This window comes from Amycolatopsis sp. w19 (assembly GCF_051373225.1).
Taxonomy (GTDB): Bacteria; Actinomycetota; Actinomycetes; order Mycobacteriales; family Pseudonocardiaceae; genus Amycolatopsis; species Amycolatopsis japonica.
In genome coordinates this window covers 99500-120917 of record NZ_JBPQFM010000019.1, presented here as the reverse complement: position 1 = coordinate 120917, position 21418 = coordinate 99500, and the positions used below count along the sequence as shown (strand labels likewise).

20 protein-coding genes are annotated in these 21418 nt (G+C 69.2%); 8 read left to right on the top strand and 12 right to left on the bottom strand.

What is annotated here, in order from left to right; all coding sequences use genetic code 11:
- The first annotated feature begins 184 nt into the window (after positions 1-184).
- From ACSMFO_RS30690 to ACSMFO_RS30680, 3 genes are all read left to right on the top strand, one after another.
- A complete protein-coding gene (locus ACSMFO_RS30690; protein WP_436461418.1) occupies positions 185-940 on the top strand; it encodes an MIP/aquaporin family protein in 756 nt (251 codons plus the stop codon).
- Positions 941-953: 13 nt separating this feature from the next.
- Positions 954-2465 carry a glycerol kinase GlpK gene (glpK, locus tag ACSMFO_RS30685; protein ID WP_038519322.1) on the top strand — a complete coding sequence of 504 codons (1512 nt, stop codon included), beginning with the start codon at positions 954-956 and terminating at the stop codon, positions 2463-2465.
- 118 nt (positions 2466-2583) lie between these two features.
- Positions 2584-3060 carry a hypothetical protein gene (locus ACSMFO_RS30680; RefSeq protein ID WP_228694718.1) on the top strand — a complete coding sequence of 159 codons (477 nt, stop codon included), beginning with the start codon at positions 2584-2586 and terminating at the stop codon, positions 3058-3060.
- An 81-nt stretch (positions 3061-3141) separates the two neighbouring features.
- Here ACSMFO_RS30680 and ACSMFO_RS30675 read toward each other — a convergent pair whose 3' ends face one another.
- From ACSMFO_RS30675 to ACSMFO_RS30660, 4 genes are all read right to left on the bottom strand, one after another.
- Positions 3142-3684: a hypothetical protein gene (locus ACSMFO_RS30675; protein WP_436461417.1), complete on the bottom strand. Its 543-nt coding sequence runs from the start codon at positions 3682-3684 to the stop codon at positions 3142-3144.
- Between the two features lie 5 nt (positions 3685-3689).
- Positions 3690-4343 carry a class F sortase gene (locus ACSMFO_RS30670; RefSeq protein WP_436461416.1) on the bottom strand — a complete coding sequence of 218 codons (654 nt, stop codon included), beginning with the start codon at positions 4341-4343 and terminating at the stop codon, positions 3690-3692.
- 151 nt (positions 4344-4494) lie between these two features.
- A complete protein-coding gene (locus ACSMFO_RS30665; protein WP_436461449.1) occupies positions 4495-4935 on the bottom strand; it encodes a hypothetical protein in 441 nt (146 codons plus the stop codon).
- Between the two features lie 103 nt (positions 4936-5038).
- A complete protein-coding gene (locus ACSMFO_RS30660; RefSeq protein WP_016331316.1) occupies positions 5039-6442 on the bottom strand; it encodes an NAD(P)H-quinone dehydrogenase in 1404 nt (467 codons plus the stop codon).
- A 127-nt stretch (positions 6443-6569) separates the two neighbouring features.
- Between ACSMFO_RS30660 and ACSMFO_RS30655 the strand changes: the two genes are divergently transcribed.
- Entirely contained in the window at positions 6570-7022 is a 453-nt protein-coding gene (locus tag ACSMFO_RS30655; protein WP_007031956.1) for a gamma-glutamylcyclotransferase, read from the top strand.
- An 83-nt stretch (positions 7023-7105) separates the two neighbouring features.
- On the opposite strand, the gene ACSMFO_RS30650 is transcribed toward ACSMFO_RS30655, so the two are convergent.
- From ACSMFO_RS30650 to ACSMFO_RS30625, 6 genes are all read right to left on the bottom strand, one after another.
- A complete protein-coding gene (locus ACSMFO_RS30650; protein WP_436461448.1) occupies positions 7106-7948 on the bottom strand; it encodes a DUF559 domain-containing protein in 843 nt (280 codons plus the stop codon).
- Between the two features lie 238 nt (positions 7949-8186).
- Positions 8187-9485, bottom strand: coding sequence for an amidohydrolase (locus tag ACSMFO_RS30645; protein WP_360092461.1), 1299 nt, complete (start codon positions 9483-9485; stop codon positions 8187-8189).
- A gap of 238 nt (positions 9486-9723) precedes the next feature.
- On the bottom strand, positions 9724-10023 hold the full coding sequence (locus ACSMFO_RS30640) for a hypothetical protein (RefSeq protein WP_436461415.1): 300 nt from the start codon (positions 10021-10023) through the stop codon (positions 9724-9726).
- A gap of 57 nt (positions 10024-10080) precedes the next feature.
- A complete protein-coding gene (gene meaB / locus ACSMFO_RS30635; RefSeq protein WP_038519337.1) occupies positions 10081-11079 on the bottom strand; it encodes a methylmalonyl Co-A mutase-associated GTPase MeaB in 999 nt (332 codons plus the stop codon).
- A gap of 3 nt (positions 11080-11082) precedes the next feature.
- Positions 11083-13251, bottom strand: a complete 2169-nt coding sequence (gene scpA, locus ACSMFO_RS30630; protein WP_038519340.1) for a methylmalonyl-CoA mutase — start codon at positions 13249-13251, stop codon at positions 11083-11085.
- Positions 13251-15131 carry a methylmalonyl-CoA mutase family protein gene (locus ACSMFO_RS30625; protein ID WP_436461414.1) on the bottom strand — a complete coding sequence of 627 codons (1881 nt, stop codon included), beginning with the start codon at positions 15129-15131 and terminating at the stop codon, positions 13251-13253. Before ACSMFO_RS30625 ends, scpA begins: the two co-directional genes overlap by 1 nt.
- Before the next feature lie 361 nt (positions 15132-15492).
- On the opposite strand from ACSMFO_RS30625, the gene ACSMFO_RS30620 reads away from it, so the two are divergent.
- Positions 15493-17259 carry a serine/threonine-protein kinase gene (locus tag ACSMFO_RS30620; protein ID WP_038519342.1) on the top strand — a complete coding sequence of 589 codons (1767 nt, stop codon included), beginning with the start codon at positions 15493-15495 and terminating at the stop codon, positions 17257-17259.
- Here the strand turns inward: ACSMFO_RS30620 and ACSMFO_RS30615 are convergent.
- Positions 17203-17925 carry a MerR family transcriptional regulator gene (locus ACSMFO_RS30615; protein WP_436461413.1) on the bottom strand — a complete coding sequence of 241 codons (723 nt, stop codon included), beginning with the start codon at positions 17923-17925 and terminating at the stop codon, positions 17203-17205. The genes ACSMFO_RS30620 and ACSMFO_RS30615 overlap by 57 nt on opposite strands.
- A 76-nt stretch (positions 17926-18001) precedes the next feature.
- On the opposite strand from ACSMFO_RS30615, the gene ACSMFO_RS30610 reads away from it, so the two are divergent.
- The 3 genes from ACSMFO_RS30610 to ACSMFO_RS30600 are packed head-to-tail and all read left to right on the top strand — an operon-like array spanning position 18002 to position 20182.
- Positions 18002-18976 (top strand): hypothetical protein, encoded by a 975-nt coding sequence (locus ACSMFO_RS30610; protein WP_436461412.1) that lies wholly within the window; start codon positions 18002-18004, stop codon positions 18974-18976.
- Positions 18973-19404 (top strand): ABA4-like family protein, encoded by a 432-nt coding sequence (locus ACSMFO_RS30605; protein WP_436461411.1) that lies wholly within the window; start codon positions 18973-18975, stop codon positions 19402-19404. The genes ACSMFO_RS30610 and ACSMFO_RS30605 overlap by 4 nt, the downstream gene beginning before the upstream one ends.
- Positions 19397-20182 carry a purine-nucleoside phosphorylase gene (locus ACSMFO_RS30600; protein ID WP_073847445.1) on the top strand — a complete coding sequence of 262 codons (786 nt, stop codon included), beginning with the start codon at positions 19397-19399 and terminating at the stop codon, positions 20180-20182. The genes ACSMFO_RS30605 and ACSMFO_RS30600 overlap by 8 nt, the downstream gene beginning before the upstream one ends.
- Positions 20183-20255: 73 nt before the next feature.
- On the opposite strand, the gene ACSMFO_RS30595 is transcribed toward ACSMFO_RS30600, so the two are convergent.
- Positions 20256-21413: a glycosyltransferase gene (locus ACSMFO_RS30595; protein WP_436461410.1), complete on the bottom strand. Its 1158-nt coding sequence runs from the start codon at positions 21411-21413 to the stop codon at positions 20256-20258.
- Positions 21414-21418 lie beyond the last annotated feature (5 nt).

The following is a 21418-nucleotide window of genomic DNA, read 5'->3' as shown; positions in this document are numbered from 1 at the left end:
TGCGGGTGACACGTGTGGCGTAACCCTCGTCGATCTTGGAAGGATTGGTTCCCGCGATGCCTGGAACGAACAAATACGCGACGGTAACGTGCCACGGACGTGGGTCGGCAAGGGCGCCGTAGCACACCGTGTTCGACCCTGCGCGCAATGTCCCACGCGTTGTGTCCACAGTGGAGGTCAAGCGGTGAGTTATGGAGCCATATTCGTCTGGGAGCTGCTGGGAACGGCGGTCCTGATCCTGTTGGGTAACGGCGTGGTCGCCAACCACGTGTTGCGGAAGAACAACGGCCACAACGGTGGCGTCGTGATGATCACCCTCGGGTGGGCGTTCGCGGTCTTCGCCGGCGCGAGCATCGCCGCGCCGAGCGGCGCGCATCTGAACCCCGCGGTCACGCTGGGCCTCGCCATCGCGGACAAGACGAAGTGGGCGGACGTCCCGATCTACTTCGCCGGGCAGATGGTCGGCGCGATCCTCGGCGCCGTGCTCTGCTGGGCCGCCTACAAGCTGCAGTTCGACGACCACCCGCAGCGCGACGAGACGCTCGGCATCTTCTCGACCGCGCCGCAGATCCCGAACAAGGCGTGGAACCTCGTCACCGAGATCATCGGCACCTTCGTGCTGGTCGCGTGGATCCTGCTCAGCCCGGTCTACGCCAACGCCACGGGTGAGGGCGGCACGCCGAACTTCGGCAACTCCGCGCTCGGCTACGCGGGTGTAGCGTTCGTCGTGCTGGTCATCGGCCAGTCCCTCGGTGGCCCGACCGGTTACGCCATCAACCCGGCCCGAGACCTCGGCCCCCGCATCGCGTACGCGTTCCTGCTGCCCATCAAGAACAAGGCCAACCCGAACTGGGGCTACTCCTGGGTCCCGGTCGCCGGCCCGCTGGTCGGCGGTGCCCTGGCCGCCCTGCTCTTCCTCGCCGTCCACAACCTCACCTGAGACTGGAGTTTCGATGACTTCGTACGTAGCCGCGATCGACCAGGGCACCACGTCGACCCGCTGCATGATCTTCGACCACTCCGGCCGGGTGGTCGCCGTCGACCAGCGGGAACACGAGCAGATCTTCCCGAAGGCGGGCTGGGTCGAGCACAACGCCGAAGAGATCTGGGAGAACACGCGGGCCGTCGCCGCGGGCGCGCTGGCCAAGGGCGACCTGGTCGCGGGCGACATCGTCGCGGTCGGCATCACCAACCAGCGCGAGACCACGCTGGTCTGGGACCGCACCACCGGCAAGCCGGTGTACAACGCGATCGTGTGGCAGGACACCCGCACCGACAAGATCGTCAGCGACCTGGGCGCGCTCGGCGGCGGGCAGGAGCGCTACCGCGCGAAGGTGGGCCTGCCGCTGGCGACCTACTTCTCCGGACCGAAGATCAAGTGGATCCTCGACAACGTTGACGGCGCCCGCGCGAAGGCCGAAGCCGGGGACCTGATCTTCGGCAACATGGACACCTGGGTGCTGTGGAACATGACCGGCGGGGTCGACGGCGGCGTGCACGTCACCGACCCGACCAACGCGTCGCGGACCATGCTGATGGACCTCGACACGCTGGCCTGGGACGCGGAGATCGCCGAGGAGATGACGATCCCGCTGTCGATGCTGCCGGAGATCCGGTCGTCGTCGGAGACCTACGGCAAGGTCCGGGAGAAGGGCGCGCTGGCCGGGGTCCCGATCTCGGGCATCCTGGGCGACCAGCAGGCGGCGACCTTCGGACAGGCGTGCCTGTCGCCGGGTGAAGCCAAGAACACCTACGGCACCGGCAACTTCATGCTGCTCAACACCGGCACCGAGAAGGTCATGTCGGACAACGGGCTGCTCACCACGGTCTGCTACAAGATCGGCTCGAACGACACGGTGTACGCGCTCGAAGGCTCGATCGCGGTCACCGGCTCGCTCGTGCAGTGGCTGCGGGACAACCTCGGCCTCATCGGCTCCGCGGCCGAGGTCGAGCAGCACGCCCGGACCGTCGAGGACAACGGTGGCGCGTACTTCGTGCCGGCGTTCTCGGGTCTCTTCGCGCCGTACTGGCGCTCCGACGCCCGCGGCGCGATCGTCGGCCTCACCCGGTTCGTCAACAAGGGACACATCTCGCGGGCGGTCCTGGAGGCGACGGCGTTCCAGTCGCGCGAGGTGATCGACGCGATGAACGCCGACTCCGGCGTCCCGCTGAAGTCGCTGAAGGTCGACGGCGGCATGGTCGTCAACGAGCTGCTCATGCAGTTCCAGGCCGACATCCTCGGCGTGCCGGTGATCCGGCCGGTGGTCAACGAGACCACCGCGCTCGGCGCGGCCTATGCGGCCGGTCTCGCGGTGGGCTTCTGGAAGAGCGAAGACGACATCCGCAACAACTGGGCGCAGGACAAGCAGTGGGACCCGTCGATGGACGAGGCCCGCCGCGAGTCAGAGTACCGGAACTGGAAGAAGGCGGTCACGAAGACCTTCGACTGGGTCGACGAAGACTGACCTGCGGTTGTCCGTGAAGGCCTCCTTGAGGGACCCTGCGTCCCTCAAGGAGGCCTTCACTTACTTGGCGCATTCAGAGGACTAAATGCCGCCGCCGGTTTGCGGAGCGCCGGCGGGCTTGACCTTCACCTGCGGCGTCTTGCCCGGCGTACCGCACGGCTTCGTCAACGCGGCCGGAACGACCCGCGCCGAGCTCGACGACGGCGCGCTGCTGCTCGACGGCGGTTCACTGCTGGACGGGGGCTTGCTGCTCGACGGCGGCTGGCTGCTCGACGGCGGGCTGGTGGGCGTGGTCGTCGGCGGCGGGCAGACGATCTCGAACTCGACGGTCGCCGTCCCACTGGCGGCGGGCAGGTTCGGCCCGCCGTCGCACCGGAAACTCGCCTTGAACTTGCCGGTCCTCCCCGCGGCCTTCCCGTGCCCGGTGTACGTCGCGCCGGACTGGGCCGAGAGCGTGACCGGACCGGTCAGGCCCGGCGACGTCACGGCGCTGCGCGTGCCATGGCAACTGGCGGTGAAGTCCAGCGCCTGCCCCGGCGCGACCTTCGCCGGGCTGACCGACAATTTCGGCGGCGGTGCGGTGGCCGACGCCTGAGGAGCGAGGAACACTCCCGCCGTCATCGCGAGCAAACCGGCGCCCGCGACGATTCCCTTCATTCCCATGATCTTTTCTCCCTCAATGCGAGCCCTCGCACTGAGAACACCATCGGGAAAGGGAATCGGTTGCCCCGGTCTGCGGCGCCCCCACCGGAATTTTCGAAACCTGACGGCCCGAAGCCGGTTTTCCCGGCGAAGAAGGCTTCGGCAGCATTGTCGGCTTCGGCGCCGGTGGTTTACTCGACGAGGTCGGCGTCTTGTCCGGCACGATTTCGAGGTTCGCCGTGATCTTCGTGGTCTTGCAGATCGCCGTGACCGTGTAGAAGGCAGGCCGTGCCTCGGCGTCGACATGCGCGACGGCGCCCTGGATCACCGGAATCTCGTTGGTCACCGTGAATTCGCCGATGCGGTCGAGCACCTTCGACTTCACCTCGCCCAGTTCGCCGACCGGGCAGCCGACCGAGACCAGGATCTCCTCCCCCGCCACCGACTGCCGGGGCGAGAGCCCGAGAAACGGGTGCGGATTCGCCTTCGGGCTCGTGGACGGGGCGTCCTGCGCGTACGCGACGGCCGGGGCGGCCAGCGCGACCCCGCACGCCAGCACCAGGGCGGACCTGATCATGGAACTCACCTCGCGATCAACCGGGCGAAAACGATGATGTTGTCGAGATAGTTGCGTGACGCCTTGTCGAAGACCCCGCCGCAGGTGATGAGCCGCAGTTCCGGTTCGGCGGTGTCGCCGTAGACGGCGTCGGTCGGGAACTTGTCCTTCGCCACCCGCTCGACCTTCGTGACCGCGAACTCGGCCGTCGTGCCGTCCTTGCGGGCGACCGAGACCTTGTCGCCGGGCGCCAGTTCCTTCAGCCGGAAGAAGATGCCCTTCTGCTTGTTGCCGTCCACGTGCCCGAGGATCACCGACGGCCCGACCTCCCCCGGCGTCGGACCGTTCACGTACCAGCCCGCCTGCAACGGCCGGGTCACCGGCGGTACCTCGATGGTGTTGTCCGCGTTGAGCCCGAGCGGGATCAGACTGGACTTCGCCTCGATCTTCGGCACGTCGATCGACACCGGATCGGCCTTCGGCATCCCGCCGACCGGCTCGGCCACCGGCTCGTTGCTCGGGGCCACCGGCACCTCGGTCCGCTCCGCACTCACCGGAGGCGCGGCCTGGCCGGTCTCCCCCGGACCGGACAGGACGATCGCCAGCGTCGCCAAGACGGCCAACAGGACGGCCGCGAGCACCAGCGGCGCCCGTCGCCCTCGCATCCAGTTCGCTTTCATGTCCACCTCCCGGGCGCGACGAGCCGGTCCCGGCCCCCAGACCGGGACCGGCTCGTCGTTCACCCCACGACTGCCAAACGCCACAGGCGGCCCGGCGGTTGCCCGCCAGGGTCACGAAATGATCGCGACCGCCGGTGCGAGAGGAAGGAAGTCAGGAGGCCATGCTGCCGTCTCCCGCGTGGGCGGCACCGTCGGGTACCGCGCTCACCTGCCGGGGCGGCACGGAAAACGTTGCCGTATAAGACTTTCCGTTGCAGTTGACGGTCAGCGGGTAGCTGCCGGGAGCCGTGCCCGCCTTGAGTTCGACGTCGGCGCTGACATTCGCCGGGACCCCGATGAGCGGACCGTAGTCGTATTTCCCGATGGTCAGCACCGGCGAAGAGAACGTCGTCGACGTCGGCGCCTTCATGCCGTCTCCGCCGGGGCATTGCGCCAGCGCCACGTTGGCGTCGCCGTGCACGTACTTGTCGACGAGCCCGAGTTCGTAGGCCGTGTCGTCGTTGAGCTGCACGGTGACCCCGGGATCCGGCTGGGGTTGCTGAGCGAAACCGGTCGACGGCCCCGCCAGCACCGCCGCACCGATCGCCACCACTCCGGCGAGCACCCTGCGAATCACGAAAAACCCCTAGCTGTCAACGAAACACCGACACGCGCTAGACGCGGGCACCCCCGCGAAGGTTGCTCGGCGACGAAGATCAGTCCAAGTCGTCGTGCCGCATGAGCTGGCGGCCCGCCTCGGTGATCGACCCCGACAGCGACGGGTACACCGAAAATGTCAGTGCCAGGTGTTCCACTGTGAGCTGGTTCTGGACGGCGAGCGCGATGGGAAGGATGAGTTCGCTCGCCGTCGGCGCCACGACCACCCCACCGACGACCACGCCGGTGGCGGGGCGGCAGAACAGCTTCACGAAACCGCGTCGCAGGCCTTCCATCTTCGCGCGGGCGTTCGTCGCGAGCGGGAGCATGATGGTGCGGGCGGGCACCTCACCCGAGTCGATCGCCTGCTGGCTGATGCCGACGGTCGCGATCTCGGGGTGGGTGAACACGTTGGCGGCGACGGTCTTGAGCTTGATCGGCGCGACACCCTCACCGAGCGCGTGCCACATCGCGATGCGGCCCTGCATGCTGGCCACGGAGGCGAGCATGAGCACCCCGGTGCAGTCGCCGGCGGCGTAGATACCGGGCGCGCTGGTGCGGGAAACGCGGTCGACGCCGATGAAGCCGCCAGGGCCGGGCTCGATGCCGACCTTCTCCAGGCCGATGTCGGTGGTGTTGGGCACCGAACCGACGGTCATCAGCGCGTGGCTGGCTTCGATCACGCGGCCGTCGGAGAGGTGGATCTCGACGCCCTTTTCGGTGCGCTCGACCTTGTCGGCGCGGGCCTGCTTGACGACCGTGGTGCCGCGCTGGGAGAAGACCTCTTCGAGCACGGCGGCGGCGTCGGCGTCCTCGTGCGGGAGCACGCGGTCGCGGCTGGAGACGACGGTGACCTTGACGCCCATCTCGGTGTAGGCCGAGGCGAACTCGGCGCCGGTGACACCCGAACCGATGACGGCCAGGTGCTCGGGCAGTTCGCGCAGGTCGTAGAGCTGACGCCAGTCGAGGATGCGCTCGCCGTCCGGCACGGCGCCGGGCAGCACCCGCGGCGTGGCGCCGGTCGAGATGAGGACGACGTCGGCGTCGAGCACCTCGGTCGAGCCGTCGGGGGCGGTGACGGCGACCTTGTGCGTGGCGAGACCGGCCTCTTCGTCGTCGAAACGAGCCTGGCCGATGACGACGCGGACGCCCTCGCGCTGGACGCGGGCGCGGATGTCGGCGGACTGCGCGAGTGCGAGGCCCTTCACGCGGCCGTGGACGGTCGGCAGGTCGACGCTGGTGTCGGCCATGTCGGTGTTGATGCCGAGCTCACGGAGGTCGTGCATGTTCGCGAGCGCGCCGGAGGAGGCGATGAACGTCTTCGACGGGACGCAGTCGTAGAGCACGCACGCGCCGCCGAGACCGTCCCGTTCGACGATGGTGACGTCGGCTCCGTGCTGGGCCGCGACCAGTGCCGCTTCGTAACCGGCGGGGCCTCCGCCCATGATCACGATCTTGGTCACTGGTCTCCTCCTCGCAGCGGTGTCTGTGACTGCGTTTACCGTACGCGGGCGACCGTTGGGCGGATTGAGTGGCCGGACACGGCATGTGCGTCCAGCCGGGTGAGCGGTAGGTCGCTAGGCTGTCGCCGTGCCGTTGTATGCCGCGTATGGATCCAATATGGAGCCCGCCCAGATGCTGGAGCGCGCTCCGCACTCGCCCATGGCCGGCACCGGCTGGCTGGAGGGCTGGAGGCTGACCTTCGGCGGCGAGGACCTCGGCTGGGAAGGCGCGCTGGCGACCATCGTCGAAGACCCGGGCTCCCGGGTCTTCGTGGTGTTGTACGACGTCACCTCGCTGGACGAGCCCGGACTCGACCGCTGGGAAGGCGGCGAGCTGGGCATCCACTCCAAGATCCGCCTCCGCGTGCAGACCATGGACGGCTCCGTGCTGGCGTGGCTGTACGTCCTGGACGCCTACGAGGGCGGCCTCCCGTCCGCGCGCTACCTCGGCGTGCTGGCCGACGCGGCCGAGGCCGCCGGCGCCCCCGCCGACTACGTCGACGCCCTCCGCACCCGCCCCTGCCAGGGCATCTCCGGCTGACCCGCGAGTTCCGCCCCCAATCACGCGAGTTCCGCCTTCAATCACGCGAGTTCCGCCTTCAATCACGCGAATCACGGTCTCAATCACGCGAGTCGCGCCGTACGACGCTCGAACGCTCCCCGCAACTCCGCCAGTAACCGTCGCGGATCCCGCAGGTCGGCCGCCGTCGCACGAATCGTGATCCATCCGCGCGCCGCCATCCGGGCGTCCCGCTCCGCGTCGTAGTCCTGCCTGCCCTCGTGAGCGGCGTAGCCGTCGTACTCCAGGGCGATACGCAACTCAGGCCACGCGAGGTCGAGGACGTACAGCTTCCGCCCGTCGATGGTGCCGATCTCGTACTGGGCGACCGGCACCGGCAGTCCGGCTTCCACGACGATCAAGCGCAGGATGCTCTCCGACGGCGATTCGGCCTCGCCCGTCGCGAGCGCGAGCAGCATCTGTGCCCTGTGGATACCTCGCCGGTCGCGGCGGTCGAGAAGACGATCCCGGACGTTGGTGTGCAGGACCGCGCGATGGTTCGGCGCGAGGTTGTGCATGGCCTCTTCGAGTGCGGCGAACGCTGTTCGTTCGGCACCGTCGCAGAGGTGATCGGCCAGCGCGCGGTCCAACGAGAACACGGGAAGTTCGTCCAGTTCGACGATATCGGACGGGTGAAATTCCGCCCTGTGCACCACGAGCCCTGACCTCGATTCGACCCGTCTCGAGTACGGGACGGTCAGGTGGACCGCGGCGCCCTCCGCAGCCGAAATCCCATGCAGGGCAAGAGAAGTGACGCCGGACAGGACGGCGGGCGGCCCGATCGCGAGCAGTGCCGCCTGCGCCAGCGTCGGCAGCTTGAGCAGATCCGCGGCGTGGACGACGACGCCCCGCCACGGCTGCACCAGCACGCCGCGCGCCAAGCCTTCGAGGACGGCTCTCCGCCCCAAGATCCTGTCGGCCTCACTACGCGAGACCACCCCATGACGTCCTCCCCAGTTGATCACGTCTTCGAGAATCGAAGATCGGATCGGCCTTGGGAAGACCCGATTTCCCGAGCTGTGGATAACTCGCCCAGGCTGTGGATAACCCTGTGCGCGGATGTCCGGACCCGTTAGGGCGAACATCCGTGCACAGGGGCGGAACTCGCGTGATTGAAGACGGAACTCGCGTGATTGGGAGCGGAACTCAGGCCAGGGTGGCCAGGGCGGTGTGGACCAGCGTGCGGACTCCGCACAGGAGCGAACGCTCGTCGAGAGTGAAGGTCGGGCGGTGGATGTCGGCCATCGGGCCTTCACCGGACCACACGCCGAGCCGTGCGAAAGCGCCCTGGACGTGCTCCAGGTACCACCCGAAGTCCTCGCCACCGGACGACTGCTCGGTCCCGGCCACGGCGGTCTCGCCGAGCGCGGCCTCGACGCCGGCCCGCATCAGCGCGTGCGACTCCGGATCGGAGACGACCGGCGGCACGCCGCGGCGGTAGTCGAGGGAGAACCCGACCCCGGTCGGCGCGAGCAGCGACTCCACCGAAGCCGCGACGAGCGGCTCCAGCATCGTCCAGACCTCGTGGTCCGCCGTGCGCAGCGTGCCCCGCAGTACCCCGTCCTGCGGGACGGCGTTCGCGGCCTGCCCGGCGTGCACCGCGCCCCAGACCAGCACGGTCCCGGATCGCGGGTCGACACGCCGCGAAAGGACCGCGGGCAGCGACGTGATCACGGTGCCGAGCGCGTGCACCAGGTCCGCGGTCAGATGCGGCCGCGAGGTGTGCCCGCCCGGCGACGTGAGCCGCAGCTCGATGAGGTCGGCGGCCGAGGTCAGCGCGCCGACGCGCAGCCCGACCTTGCCGACCTCGAGCCGCGGGTCGCAGTGCAGCCCGTAGATCCGCTCGACGCCTTCCATCGCGCCGGCGGCGATCATGTCCAGCGCGCCGCCGGGCATGACCTCCTCGGCGGGCTGGAAGATCAGCCGCACCCGGCCCGGCAGCTCCGGCGCGCCCGCCAGCGCCCGGGCGGCGCCCAGGAGGATCGCCGTGTGCGCGTCGTGCCCGCACATATGCGCGGCGCCGTCGGTCTTGGAGGCGTACGGGAGCCCGGTGGCCTCGGTCAGCGGCAGGGCGTCCATGTCGGCGCGCAACGCGACGCAGCGGTCGCCGCTGCCGATGTCGCAGACCACGCCGGTGCCCGAGGGCAGCACCCATGGCTTGAGCCCCACCGAGCGGAGCAGGGACATGACCATTTCGGTCGTGGCGAACTCGTGGCGGGAGAGCTCCGGGTGCGCGTGGATGCGACGACGCCACGCGACGACGTCGGTGGCGTTCGCGCGGAGCCAGTCGTCGAGCCAGAAGGGGCCACGCCCGGCACCCAGATCATGCACAGGTGCCATGCTGACGCCGGCCTCGGAGATCAGCGCGGTGGGCGCCTCTATAGGGGCAACGACGCGACCCTCGGGGTCGCCTGGAATGTCCGGACGTGAATCGAGCACCGTCACGCCGCACCTCCTCCCGCAACACAGTCACCTTCGTCTACCACCGTACGAGTGGTCGCTGAAGGCACGCTGGGTGCCGTTCGATCTGTGATACGCATTTGCGATAGATCGTGCACCATGCAGATGACAAGCCGCTCGTCGAGTGATCGAGCCGGAGATGGCCGGTAGTGGATCTGCGATGAACGGCTGCGAGAGTTCGGCCCGGGCTAAGCGGAGAGTCCTTCTACTTACGGGTAGCGGTTCAGGACTTCTTCTTCTTGGAACGGGAGCGGCGCCCGAGGATCACCAAGCCGAGCAGGATGGCCGCGGCGATACCCGCGATGACCTTGTTCTTGGTCTCCTGGCTGTTGGCCTTGTCGGTCTCGGCGGGGTCGAGCACCGGCCCCGGAGGCGCCTGCTCGAGCGCTTCGTGCACCGCCGCTGCCTGCATGATCACCGGCGCGGGCGCCTGGATCTCAACGGCCTGCGCGACGGGAGCGCAGGCGACCAGCCCGGCGGCGACCAGCCCGGCCAGCTGCCCGAGACGAGACCTTTTCGGCATGACTCCCTTTCGTCGGCGTAGCGCGAGTCCGATTCTGCACTCTGCCGGGTTCCCGCGTCAGCCGCCACGCGGAGGACCGGAGAACGCCTCCAGAATCCGTTGGGCGGCCAGCGTCGGGGTCAGCTCACCGTCCCGGACCGCCCGTTCGACGTCCGGAACGACCGCTCGCACGTCCGGATGCGCGGCGAGCCGTCCGAGCAGCTGTTCGCGGACCATCGCCCAGGTCCACTCCACCTGCTGCCGCCGTCGCCGCCCGTCCAGTTCACCCGAAGCGGTCAGCACGTCACGGTGGCGCCCGATTTCGGCCCAGATCTCGTCGAGCCCGACGTCGGTGAGCGCGCTGCAGGTCAGCACCGGGGGCGTCCACTCGGCGTCCCGGCCGTAGATCATCCGCAACGCGCCCGCCAGTTCGCGAGCCGCGCGTTTCGCGTCGCGTTCGTGGTCGCCGTCGGCCTTGTTGACCGCGATGACGTCCGCCAGTTCGAGGACGCCCTTCTTGATCCCCTGCAGCTGGTCGCCGGTGCGAGCCAGGGTCAGGAACAGGAAGCAGTCGACCATGTTCGCCACGGTCACCTCGGACTGCCCGACGCCGACGGTCTCGACCAGCACGATGTCGTACCCGGCCGCCTCCATCAGCACGATCGTCTCGCGGGTCGCCCGCGCGACGCCGCCGAGCGTGCCCGAAGTCGGCGAAGGGCGGATGAACGCCTTCGGGTCCACCGCGAGCCGCGCCATCCGGGTCTTGTCGCCCAGGATCGAGCCACCGGTCCGCGTCGACGACGGGTCGACGGCCAGCACGGCGACCTTGTGCCCGGCCTCGGTCAGATCCGTGCCGAGCTGATCGATGAAGGTCGACTTGCCGACACCGGGAACCCCGGTGATGCCGACGCGCCGCGCCCCACCCGCGTGCGGGAGCAGCTCGACCAGTAGCTCCTGCGCCTGCGCCCGGTGATCGTCCCGATTGGACTCGACGAGCGTGATCGCCCGCGACAGCAGGCCGCGGTCACCCGCGAGGACACCTTTGGCCAGTGCCCCGACGTCGATCTTGCGCGGCAAGGTTCAGGACTCCTGGGCGGTCAGCTGTCCGATGAGGTCGATCGCGGCTTCGGCGATCACCGTGCCGGGGCCGAAGATCGCCGCCGCGCCCGCCGCGCGCAGCTCCTCGTAGTCCTGCGGCGGGATGACGCCGCCGACCACGACGATGATGTCCTCGCGGCCCTGCTCGGCGAGTTCGGCGCGCAGCGCGGGCACCAGCGAGAGGTGCCCGGCGGCCAGCGACGAAACGCCGATCACGTGCACGTCCGCCTCGATCGCCTGCCGCGCGACCTCGCCGGGCGTGGAGAACAGCGGGCCGACGTCGACGTCGAAACCGATGTCGGCGAAGCCGGTCGCGATCACCTTCTGGCCGCGGTCGTGGCCGTCCTGGCCCATCTTCGCGACCAGGATCCGGGGACGGCGGCCTTCCTCCTCGGCGAACTTCTCGACCAGCTCGCGCGCCTGCTCGACGTTCTCGGTCTTGCCGACCTCCTCGCGGTACACACCGGAGATGGTACGAATCTGGCCGGAGTGGCGCCCCCAGATCTTCTCCAGCGAGTCGGAGATCTCGCCGACGGTGGCCTTCGCCCTCGCGGCGTCGATGGCCAGCGCGAGCAGGTTCCCGTCGGACTCGGCGCCCGCGGTGAGCCGCCGCAGCGCGTCCTGGGTGGCGTCCTCGTCGCGCTCTTCGCGCAGCCGCCGCAGCTTCTCCAGCTGCTGCGCGCGCACGCCCGCGTTGTCGACCTTGAGCACGTCGATCTGCTCGTCGTCGGTCACTTGGTACTTGTTGACGCCGATCACCGGCTGGCGGCCGGAGTCGATCCGCGCCTGCGTCCGCGCCGCGGCCTCTTCGATGCGCAGTTTGGGGATGCCGGCGTCGATCGCCTTCGCCATCCCGCCCGCCTGCTCGACCTCGGTGATGTGGCCCCACGCCTTGCGCGCGAGGTCGTACGTCAGCTTCTCGACGAACGCACTGCCGCCCCACGGGTCGATGACGCGCGTGGTGCCGGATTCCTGCTGCAGCAACAACTGCGTGTTCCGCGCGATGCGGGCGGAGAAGTCGGTCGGCAGTGCGAGGGCCTCGTCGAGGGCGTTGGTGTGCAACGACTGCGTGTGGCCCTGGGTCGCCGCCATCGCCTCGACACAGGTGCGGACGACGTTGTTGTAGACGTCCTGCGCGGTCAGCGACCAGCCGGAGGTCTGCGAATGCGTCCTCAACGACAGGGACTTCGACGACTTGGGCTCGAAGCCCTTCACCAGCTTCGCCCACAGAAGACGCGCCGCGCGGAGTTTCGCGACCTCCATGAAGAAGTTCATCCCGATCGCCCAGAAGAAGGACAGGCGCGGCGCGAACTTGTCGACGTCCAGCCCGGCCTCGACCCCGGCGCGGATGTACTCGACACCGTCCGCGAGCGTGTACGCCAGCTCCAGGTCGGCGGTCGCCCCGGCTTCCTGCATGTGGTAGCCGGAGATGGAGATCGAGTTGTACTTCGGCATGTTCCGCGAGGTGAACGAGAAGATGTCCGAAATGATCCGCATCGACGGCTGCGGCGGGTAGATGTAGGTGTTGCGGACCATGAACTCCTTGAGGATGTCGTTCTGGATGGTCCCGGCCAGTTTGTCCGGCGTGACCCCCTGTTCCTCGGCCGCGACGACGTAGAGCGCGAGCACCGGCAGGACGGCGCCGTTCATGGTCATCGAAACGCTCATCTTGTCGAGCGGGATGCCGTCGAAGAGCTGGCGCATGTCGTAGATCGAGTCGATCGCGACACCCGCCATGCCGACGTCACCGGCGACACGCGGGTGGTCGGAGTCGTAGCCGCGGTGTGTCGCGAGGTCGAAGGCGACCGAAAGGCCCTTCTGCCCGGCGGCGAGGTTGCGGCGGTAGAAGGCGTTCGACTCCTCGGCGGTGGAGAAACCCGCGTACTGGCGGATGGTCCACGGCTGGTTGACGTACATCGTCGGGTACGGGCCGCGCAGATACGGCGCGACACCGGGATACGTGCCGAGGAAGTCCACTCCGGACAGATCGTCGGCGGTGTACACCGGCTTGACGCCGATACCCTCCGGCGTCTCCCACGCGAGCGCGTCGGGGCCCTTGCCGGTGGCGGCGTGCAATGCTTCGGTCCACTGAGGACGGTCGCCCGGCTCGGGGCTGCCGAGCTCGATTCCGGCGAAGTTCGGGATGGTCATCACTGCACTCCGAGCTCGTTCAACGTGCCGGTCAGGATTTCCAGGGCGTCGCAGCCCGTGAAGAGGTAGCCCGTGACGTCCGGGTGGTCGCCGGGTTTCCCGGCGAGCAGCACCGACGTCGCGCCCGCTTCCTTCAACGCCTTCGCGACGCTGTCCGCTTCTTCGGCGTAGGAAGTGTTGCTGCCGCAGAGGCAGGCGATCTTCGTTCCACTGGCCCGGAATTCCGCGACGACGTCCTCGGGCGCACCGGGGTTCACCGCCTCGATTCCGCCCGCCTGGAACAGGTTCGCCGCGAAACTCGCCCGCGCGGTGTGCGCCGCGACCGGGCCGAGGGTGGCGAGGAAAACGCGAGGACGGCTGGGATGCGCGTCCGCCCGGTCTCGCAGCGCCTCGAACGCTTCGGCGTACCGGTAGCGCGGCAGGCCGCCACCCGGCAGGTCGCCGAGCGGGTCGCGGACGACCGCTTTCTCCTTCAGATTGGGGAATTCGCTGACGCCGGTGATCGGATCGCGTCGGGTCCCGATCCGCTTCGACCGCTTCTCCCAGGTCTCGGCGAGCCGTGCCGCGAGGGCGCCGGAGGCCAGTTCCGCCTCGATCCCGCCCGCCGCCTCGATGGCGGTGAACTCGCGCCACGCGGCCTTGGCCAGCTCGTCGGTGAGGTTCTCGACGTACCAGGAGCCGCCCGCCGGATCGATGACACCGGCCAGTTTGGACTCCTCCAGCAGGACGGCGTGCGTGTTGCGCGCGATCCGCGCGGAGAACGCGTCCGGCTGGCCGATCGCGGCGTCGAACGGGAGCACGGTGATCGCGTCCGCGCCGCCGACCCCGGCGCCGAAACAGGCGAGCGTGGTCCGCAGCATGTTCACCCACGGGTCGCGCTGGGTCAGCATCGCGGGCGAGGTGACCGCGTGCTGCCGCATACCCGCGCCCTTGCCGGCTGAGACCCCAGCGACTTCGGTGACGCGGGCCCACAGGCGCCGCGCGGCACGGAACTTGGCGATCGTGAGGAACTGGTCGGCGGTGGCGGCGAGCCGGAATTCGAGCTGACCGGCCGCGGTGTCGACGTCCAATCCCGCTTCGGTGAGTGCCCGCAGATACGCGACGCCCGCGGCGATGGCCGCGCCGAGTTCCTGCGCGTCCGAGCCGCCCGCTTCGTGGAACGGGAGGCCGTCGGCGACGATCGTTCGCACCTTCGGGTGACTGGCGGCGACGCGCGCGGCCAAGTCCGCGGCGGGGGCGAGCGGATGCGCGGTGCCGGTGCGCGCGGTCGAGCCGATCGGGTCGGCGCCCAGGGTCGCGGTGACCGCGCTCGCCGGGATCTCGCGCTCGGCGAAGAGCGTGAGCAACTCGTTCGCGGCGGCTTCGTACTCTTCGCCCGCGTCAAGCGTGACGGGTGCGAGGTCGACGTAGACCTCGTTCAGCGCGTCGCCCAGATCGGCGACGGGAACGCCGGTCGCACCGGCACGCAGCCAGATCGAGCTGACGCCGCCTTCGAGGTCGGCGAGGATCGCGGCGTTCGTGGCCTTGGCGTCGCGGCGCGCGTACCGGGCACGGACGTCCCAGCCGGTCGTCACCGCACCCTCGGGCCGGGCGCTTCGCACGAACGGCGGAAGACCGGGGAAGCCAGTCCCGTCGACGGTGTCTTCGGCGGTGTAGAGCGGCTGGATCTCCAGGCCGTCGTACGTCCGCGTGACCAGCTTGCTTTCGGGCAGGCCGTCGAAGGACTCGTCGATGGCGCCGCTCTTGCGCAGCACGCCCGCGACCAGCTCGCGCCACTGTTCCCGGCTCGCTTCGGGGAACTCCGCCGCGAGCTCCAATTCTTCCGGCGCGTCGGGCTCGCCAGGGGTCGGCACTGACTCCGTCTCGGCCACTTCCGTCATAGCCAACGATGCTAACGGCCCTCAAGTGGCACCACCTGTGACGCTAGTCGCGCCTAGGGGGTGATTAGGGGGCGATGCCGGGCGGTCGTGAACGGCGGTTTCGCGTGACTGGCCGGACGGCACGTGTGATCAGACGGACGACACGCGTGATGGAATGGACGACACGCTCGGAGCCGGGCTTCCGCCTCGAGTCGTCCGTCTGATCACGTGTGCCGTCCGGCCGGTCACGTGTGTCGTCCGTCTGATCACACGAAACGACCCGGCAGTGCACCGCGCGGGTGCCGCTGTCCGGGCGGCCCCGTTCATTCCGACAGGGCACGGCGCATAGGGCCGCCACGCGGGCATACGACACAATTGGGCCGTGCCGTCCGACACCACCGAGTCCAGCGAGAGTCCCGGCGACGAGAAGCGTGTAGTCGCCGGGCGATATCGGTTGCGCTCGGTCATCGGATCAGGGTCGATGGGCACGGTCTGGTCGGCCTACGACGAGTTCCTGCACCGCCCCGTCGCGGTCAAGGAGGTCCGCCTCCCGCCCGGCGTCCCGGCGTCGCAGGCCGACGAACTGCGCGAACGGACCCTGCGCGAAGCCCGCGCGATCGCCGTCCTGAGCCACCCGAACGTGATCATCCTGCACGACGTCGCCCGCGAGAACGACGAACCGTTCGTCGTGATGGAGCTGCTGCCGTCGCGCAGCCTCGCGCACATCCTGCGCGACCACGGGCCGCTGACGGTCGAGCAGGCCGCGGCGGTCGGCATCGCGGTGGCGTCCGCGCTCGAAGCCGCGCACGCCGCCGGGATCACCCACCGTGACGTCAAACCGGGCAACGTCCTCGTCGCGGGTGACGGCCGGATCAAGCTCACGGACTTCGGCATCGCGCGCAACGTCTCCGAAGCCACCATGACCCGCACCGGGATGATGCTGGGCTCGCCCGCCTACATCGCGCCCGAGGTCGCTTCCGGCGGCGCCGTCGTCCCCGCCGCCGATCTGTGGGGGCTAGGCGCGACACTGTTCGCCGCCATCGAGGGCTCGCCGCCGTACGACGCCGACGGCGACCCGCTCGAAACGGTCGGCAAGGTCGTCAACGGGAAGGTGCCGAAGCCCGGCCCCGGCCCGCTGGCCGACGTGATCGGCGCGCTCATGAAGAAGGAGCCGTCGAAGCGGATCACCCTGCGTGAGGTCCGGCGCCGGCTGTACCCGTTGCAGGCCAAGACGCTCATCGACCTCTTCCCCGCCGAGCTGTTCCACACGCCCGACGGTAAGAAGACCACCGCGCATCTCGACGCCACCGACACCCAGGTGATCAAGCCGGTCGCGCCGGAGAAACCGGGCGAGGGCACGAGTTCGGAACTCGCCGCAGACCCCGGTCCGCTGCCGTTCCTCAACCAGCCCGCGCCGGCTCCTCCCGTCGAACTCGCGCCGATGCCGACCGTCACGCCACCGCCGCCCCGGCGGCCCGGCCGCTCGACGGTGGGCACCGTGGTGCTGGCGCTCGCGTCGGTCGTCCTGTTCCTGCTGGCCGCGGGCGGCGGTTTCGTGCTGGCCAGGGCCGTCGGCGGACAGGATCTGCGACCGCCGGAGAAGCTGCAGCAAGGCGACACGATCATCACCCAGCCGCCGCCGAAACTGATCACGCAACAGGGTGACGCGAGCACCGTGAACGGCCTCAAGGGCGGCCGGTTCAGCCTCGGTGTCCCGGAGGGCTGGCAGAAGTTCGTCGCGCCGCATATCACCAGGGGTGTGCCGAGCACGGTGGTCCAGTACGTCTCGCCCGACGGCCGTCAGGCCATCCGCGTCGAGCGGCTGAGCGGTTTCCTGGCCGAGAGCCCGCCGCCCGCCTACTTCAGCTGGCTGAGGAGCCAGCATCCGGAGATCGCCCCCATCGGCGGGCCGACCACCGTCCCCGGCCGGGGCGACGACAGTCAGCGGTACACGTACCGGACGACGGAGCGTGCCGCCGGCAACCGGGACGCCGTGAACGAGAGCATCACGCGGACGACGTACATGGATCTGTTCAGCGGCGGCACGGATCTGTGGATCCTGTCGGTGACCTCGACGATCGAGCAGGAGAACTCAGCGAAGACCGGGATCTTCGAGCCGGTCGCCTTGTCGTTCATCGTCGACGGTTAGCCCGGCGAAGTACGCCTTCGAGGCGCGCTGCTGTGCCAGCCTCCGCAGCACCGAGAGCAGCCTGTCGCCCAGAACCGTCTCCACGACGGCGATCTCGATGATCTGATCCAGCGACTCGATCCCCGAGATCCCTTCGAGGTCGAGGTCGGCGGTCCGGTCGGCGATCTCGGCATAGGCGTCGAGTTTTTCGAGATACCAGCCGTGCCCGACCTCGCGGATCGTGCACAGGACGCTTACCAGTGCCTGGATGACCAGGTCGTCTTCGTCCTTGCAGGGCCAGCCGCGGCGGTCGGCGAGGTCGCGGACCGTAGCGAGCGCCCACTCGCGGGCTTCGTCGTCGACGACCCGCTTCGACGTCGTGATGCCCTGCTGCGCGATACCGAGAACGTGGTGGGGGCCGGCCTCCCCGGCGTCGACCGCGGCGAGCACTTCGCCGACCGTCGCGAGCGAAAGGCCGCCGACGTCCATCAGCGCCCTGATCAATTTGATCCGCTGCACGTGCCCGTCGTCGTACTTCGCCTGGTTCGGGCTGGTCCGCTCGCCCGGCGGGAGCAGTCCTTCCCGCAGGTAGTACTTGATCGTGGCGACCGGGATCCCGGCTTTTTCGCTCAGTTCGGCCATCCGCACGCGTGCGTTCTCCCATCTCGGGGACGGTTCCAGGGTCATCCCTGAAGACTTCTCAGGATGGATAGTTTAGCTTCCCATAACGGAGAGCTTGACTATCCATTTCTGGGAGGGACCCATGACCATCTTGACCGATCTCCGCGAGAGAACCCGCACCTGGCACCGGGGTTCGTATCGCTTCGCCCAGGCCTTCGCCGTGATCACCGTGCTGTGCGTCTTGGCCATGCTGATCGACCAGCGGACGCTGAACGGCGCCCCGCTCTGGGCGAAACCGTTCAAATTCGCCGTCTCCGCCACGCTGTACTTCTTCACCTGGAGCTGGCTCGTCTCCCTGCTGCCCAGGTTCCGGCGGACCGCGAGCTGGCTGGCGAACGTGCTCGTCGTGATCTTCGGCGCCGAATACGCGCTCGTGATCTTCCAGGCCGCCCGCGTCCGCGCGAGCCACTTCAACAACGCGACGCCGCTCGACAACACGATCTTCCAGGTCATGGGCGGGATGATCGCCGTGCTCTGGATGGTCAACCTCGTCCTGACGATCGCCGTCATGTTCACCCGGATCCCCGACCGCGCGACGGCGTGGGCGGCCCGGATCGGCGCGATCCTCGGCATGATCGGGATCTCGCTGGCGACGCTGATGAGCGGCCCGTCCCCGGACCAGCAGGCCCTGCTCGACGCGACCGGCCAGTCCGCGATGATCGGCGCGCATACCGTCGGCCTCCCCGACGGCGGCCCCGGCCTGCCGATCCTCGGCTGGAGCACCGTCGGCGGCGACCTGCGGATCCCGCATTTCCTCGGCCTGCACGGCCTCCAGGCGCTTCCGCTGCTCGCGCTCGTCCTCGGCGTCCTGGCCGCGCGCTACCCGCGGCTTCGCGACGACGTCCTCCGGCTGCGGCTCGTGGTGATCGCCGGCGTCGGCTACGCGGGCCTGCTCGCGTTGCTCACCTGGCAGGCGCTGCGCGGCCAGTCGATCGTCTCCCCCGACAGCCAGACCCTCACCGCCTTCGCCCTCCTGATCGCGGGCGTCGCCTTTAGCGGGCTGATCGCGATCGGGCGGCCGGCGAAGGACAGGGAGCTGGAGGCCTCGCTGCGATGAGCGTCGAGACCCTGTTCACCTGGACCTTCCCGCTGGCGACGCCGTTCTGGCTGCTGATGATCCTCCTGCCGGGCTGGTCGTGGACCCGCCGGATCATGGCGTCACCCTGGACGCCGCTGCTGCCGCTGATCCCGTACTTCGTGCTCGCGATCGCGCATTTCGGCGAGCTCTGGACGGCGGTCAGCAGGCCGGACCTCGGCGTGCTCGGCGCGTTCACCGGTTCGCCGTACGGGGCGGCCACGATCTGGGCGCATCTGATCGCCTTCGACCTGTTCATCGCGCGCTGGATGTACCTCGAATCCCGCGAGCACCGGATCCACCCGCTGGTGACCGGGCCGATCCTGGCGCTCACGATCTTCCTGTCCCCGTTCGGGCTGGTGGCGTTCCTGCTCGTGCGAACCGTCCGGATACGCTCGTCGCATGAGTGAGAACGAGGTCGCGGCGGCCGCCGCCATCGCCGAACGCACCGGCGTCGAGAAGCACGACATCGCCGTCGTGCTCGGTTCGGGCTGGCGCCCGGCGGCGGACGTCATCGGGGAGCCCGAGGCGGAGATCCCGCTGGGCGAACTGCCCGGCTTCGCCGCGCCGGGCGCGGTCGGGCACGGGGGAACCGTCCGGTCGGTCCGCGTCGGCGAGAAGCGCGCGCTGATCCTGCTGGGCCGCACGCATTTCTACGAGGGCAAGGGCATCGACCCGGTCGTGCACAACGTGCGCACCGCCGCGGCGGCCGGTGCCAGGACGGTGCTGCTGACCAACGCCGCGGGCGGCCTGCGCGAGGGCTTCCGCGTCGGGCAGCCGGTGCTGATCTCCGACCACCTGAACCTCACCGCGCGCTCGCCGATCGTCGGCGCGAACTTCGTCGACCTGACGGATCTCTACTCGAAGCGGCTGCGCGACATCGCGCGCGAAATCGACCCTTCGCTGGAGGAGGGCGTGTACGCGGGGCTCACCGGGCCGCATTTCGAGACGCCCGCGGAAATCCGCATGCTGCGGACGCTCGGCGCCGACCTCGTCGGCATGTCGACGGTGCTGGAGGCCATCGCCGCCCGCGCCGCCGGGGTCGAGGTGTTCGGGCTTTCGCTGGTGACCAACCTGGCGGCCGGGATGACCGGGGAACCGCTGAACCACGAAGAGGTCCTCGAGGCGGGCCGTCAGTCCGCCACCCGGATGGGCACCCTGCTCAAGGAACTCGTCTCCCGCGCCTGAGATGTGTCATGAAAGGGTCGTTCAGGACATTTTTCGTCCTGAACGACCCTTTCATGACATCCGGGGGCGCTTCTCAGCCGGCGAACTCGGGAAGCCGCTGGGCGACCTCCGCGGGCGAAGGCATCGCGGCGACCTCGTCGGCGAGCCGACGTGCAGCACCGTGGACGGCCTCGTCGGCGAGCAGCTTTCGCGCCTGCTCGAAAATGACGTCCTCGACGGCCTCGGCACCGATCAGCTGCGCGCCCACCCCGGCCGCGACGACGGCCTCGGCGTTCGTGAACTGGTCCGCCCCCTGCGGCAGCACCAGCTGCGGCAGCCCGGCGCCGAAGGCACCCATCGTCGTCCCGCTGCCGCCGTGGTGGACCACGAGATCGACGTGCGGCAGGAGCTCGACCTGCGGCACCCAGCTCTCGACCCGGACATTGCCCGGGACTTCGCCCAGTGCCGCCGGATCGACCGTCGGGCCCGCCGCGACGATGACGTCCGCGTCGAGCCGCGCGAGGGCGCCGATGGCCCGCTTCAACACGTCTTCGTCACCGAAGGCGGTCCCGAGGGTGAGGTAGACGAGCGGACGGCTCTTGTCCCGGCCGACCACACCCGCCGGGAGGTCTCCCGGCTCGGCCCAGCCGACCGGACGTAGCGGGATCCGGGTCGCCGTGGCCAGGAAATCCGGCGCTTGCACCGATTCCGGACAGATGTCGACGACGGGATCGCCGAAGGACGGCAGCTTCAAGCCACCCAAACCGACTTCCGTGGCGAATTCCGCGACGCGGCCGTAGATGACGTCCATGACGTCACCCGGCGAGAACCGGCCGAAACCGTGCCCGATCGCGGGAATCCCGGCGAGGTGGGCGGCGATGGCGCCACCGGCGTTGCCGCTTTCGTAGACGACGAGATCCGGCCGGTGCCGTTCCAGCAGGGGTGTGAGATCGGCGACGAACCGCCGGGGCAGCGCATTTCCGAACACTTCGCCGATGACGGGATTGAACGATTCGGGCGGGGCGTCGGAGGCGTTGGGTTTCGGAGCGTCGGGCCCGGCGATCGACTCGAACGCCTCCCGCATCCCGAATCCGGCGATTTCCACTGCCAGACCGGCCTTTTCGACCACCGCCAGCATGTCTTCGCCGGTGGCGAAGACGACCTCGTGCCCGGCGTCGCGAGCGGCGACGGCGAGCGGTAGTAGGGGATAGAGATGACCATGACTCACCAGAGAAGTGAAGATCAATCGCACCCTCT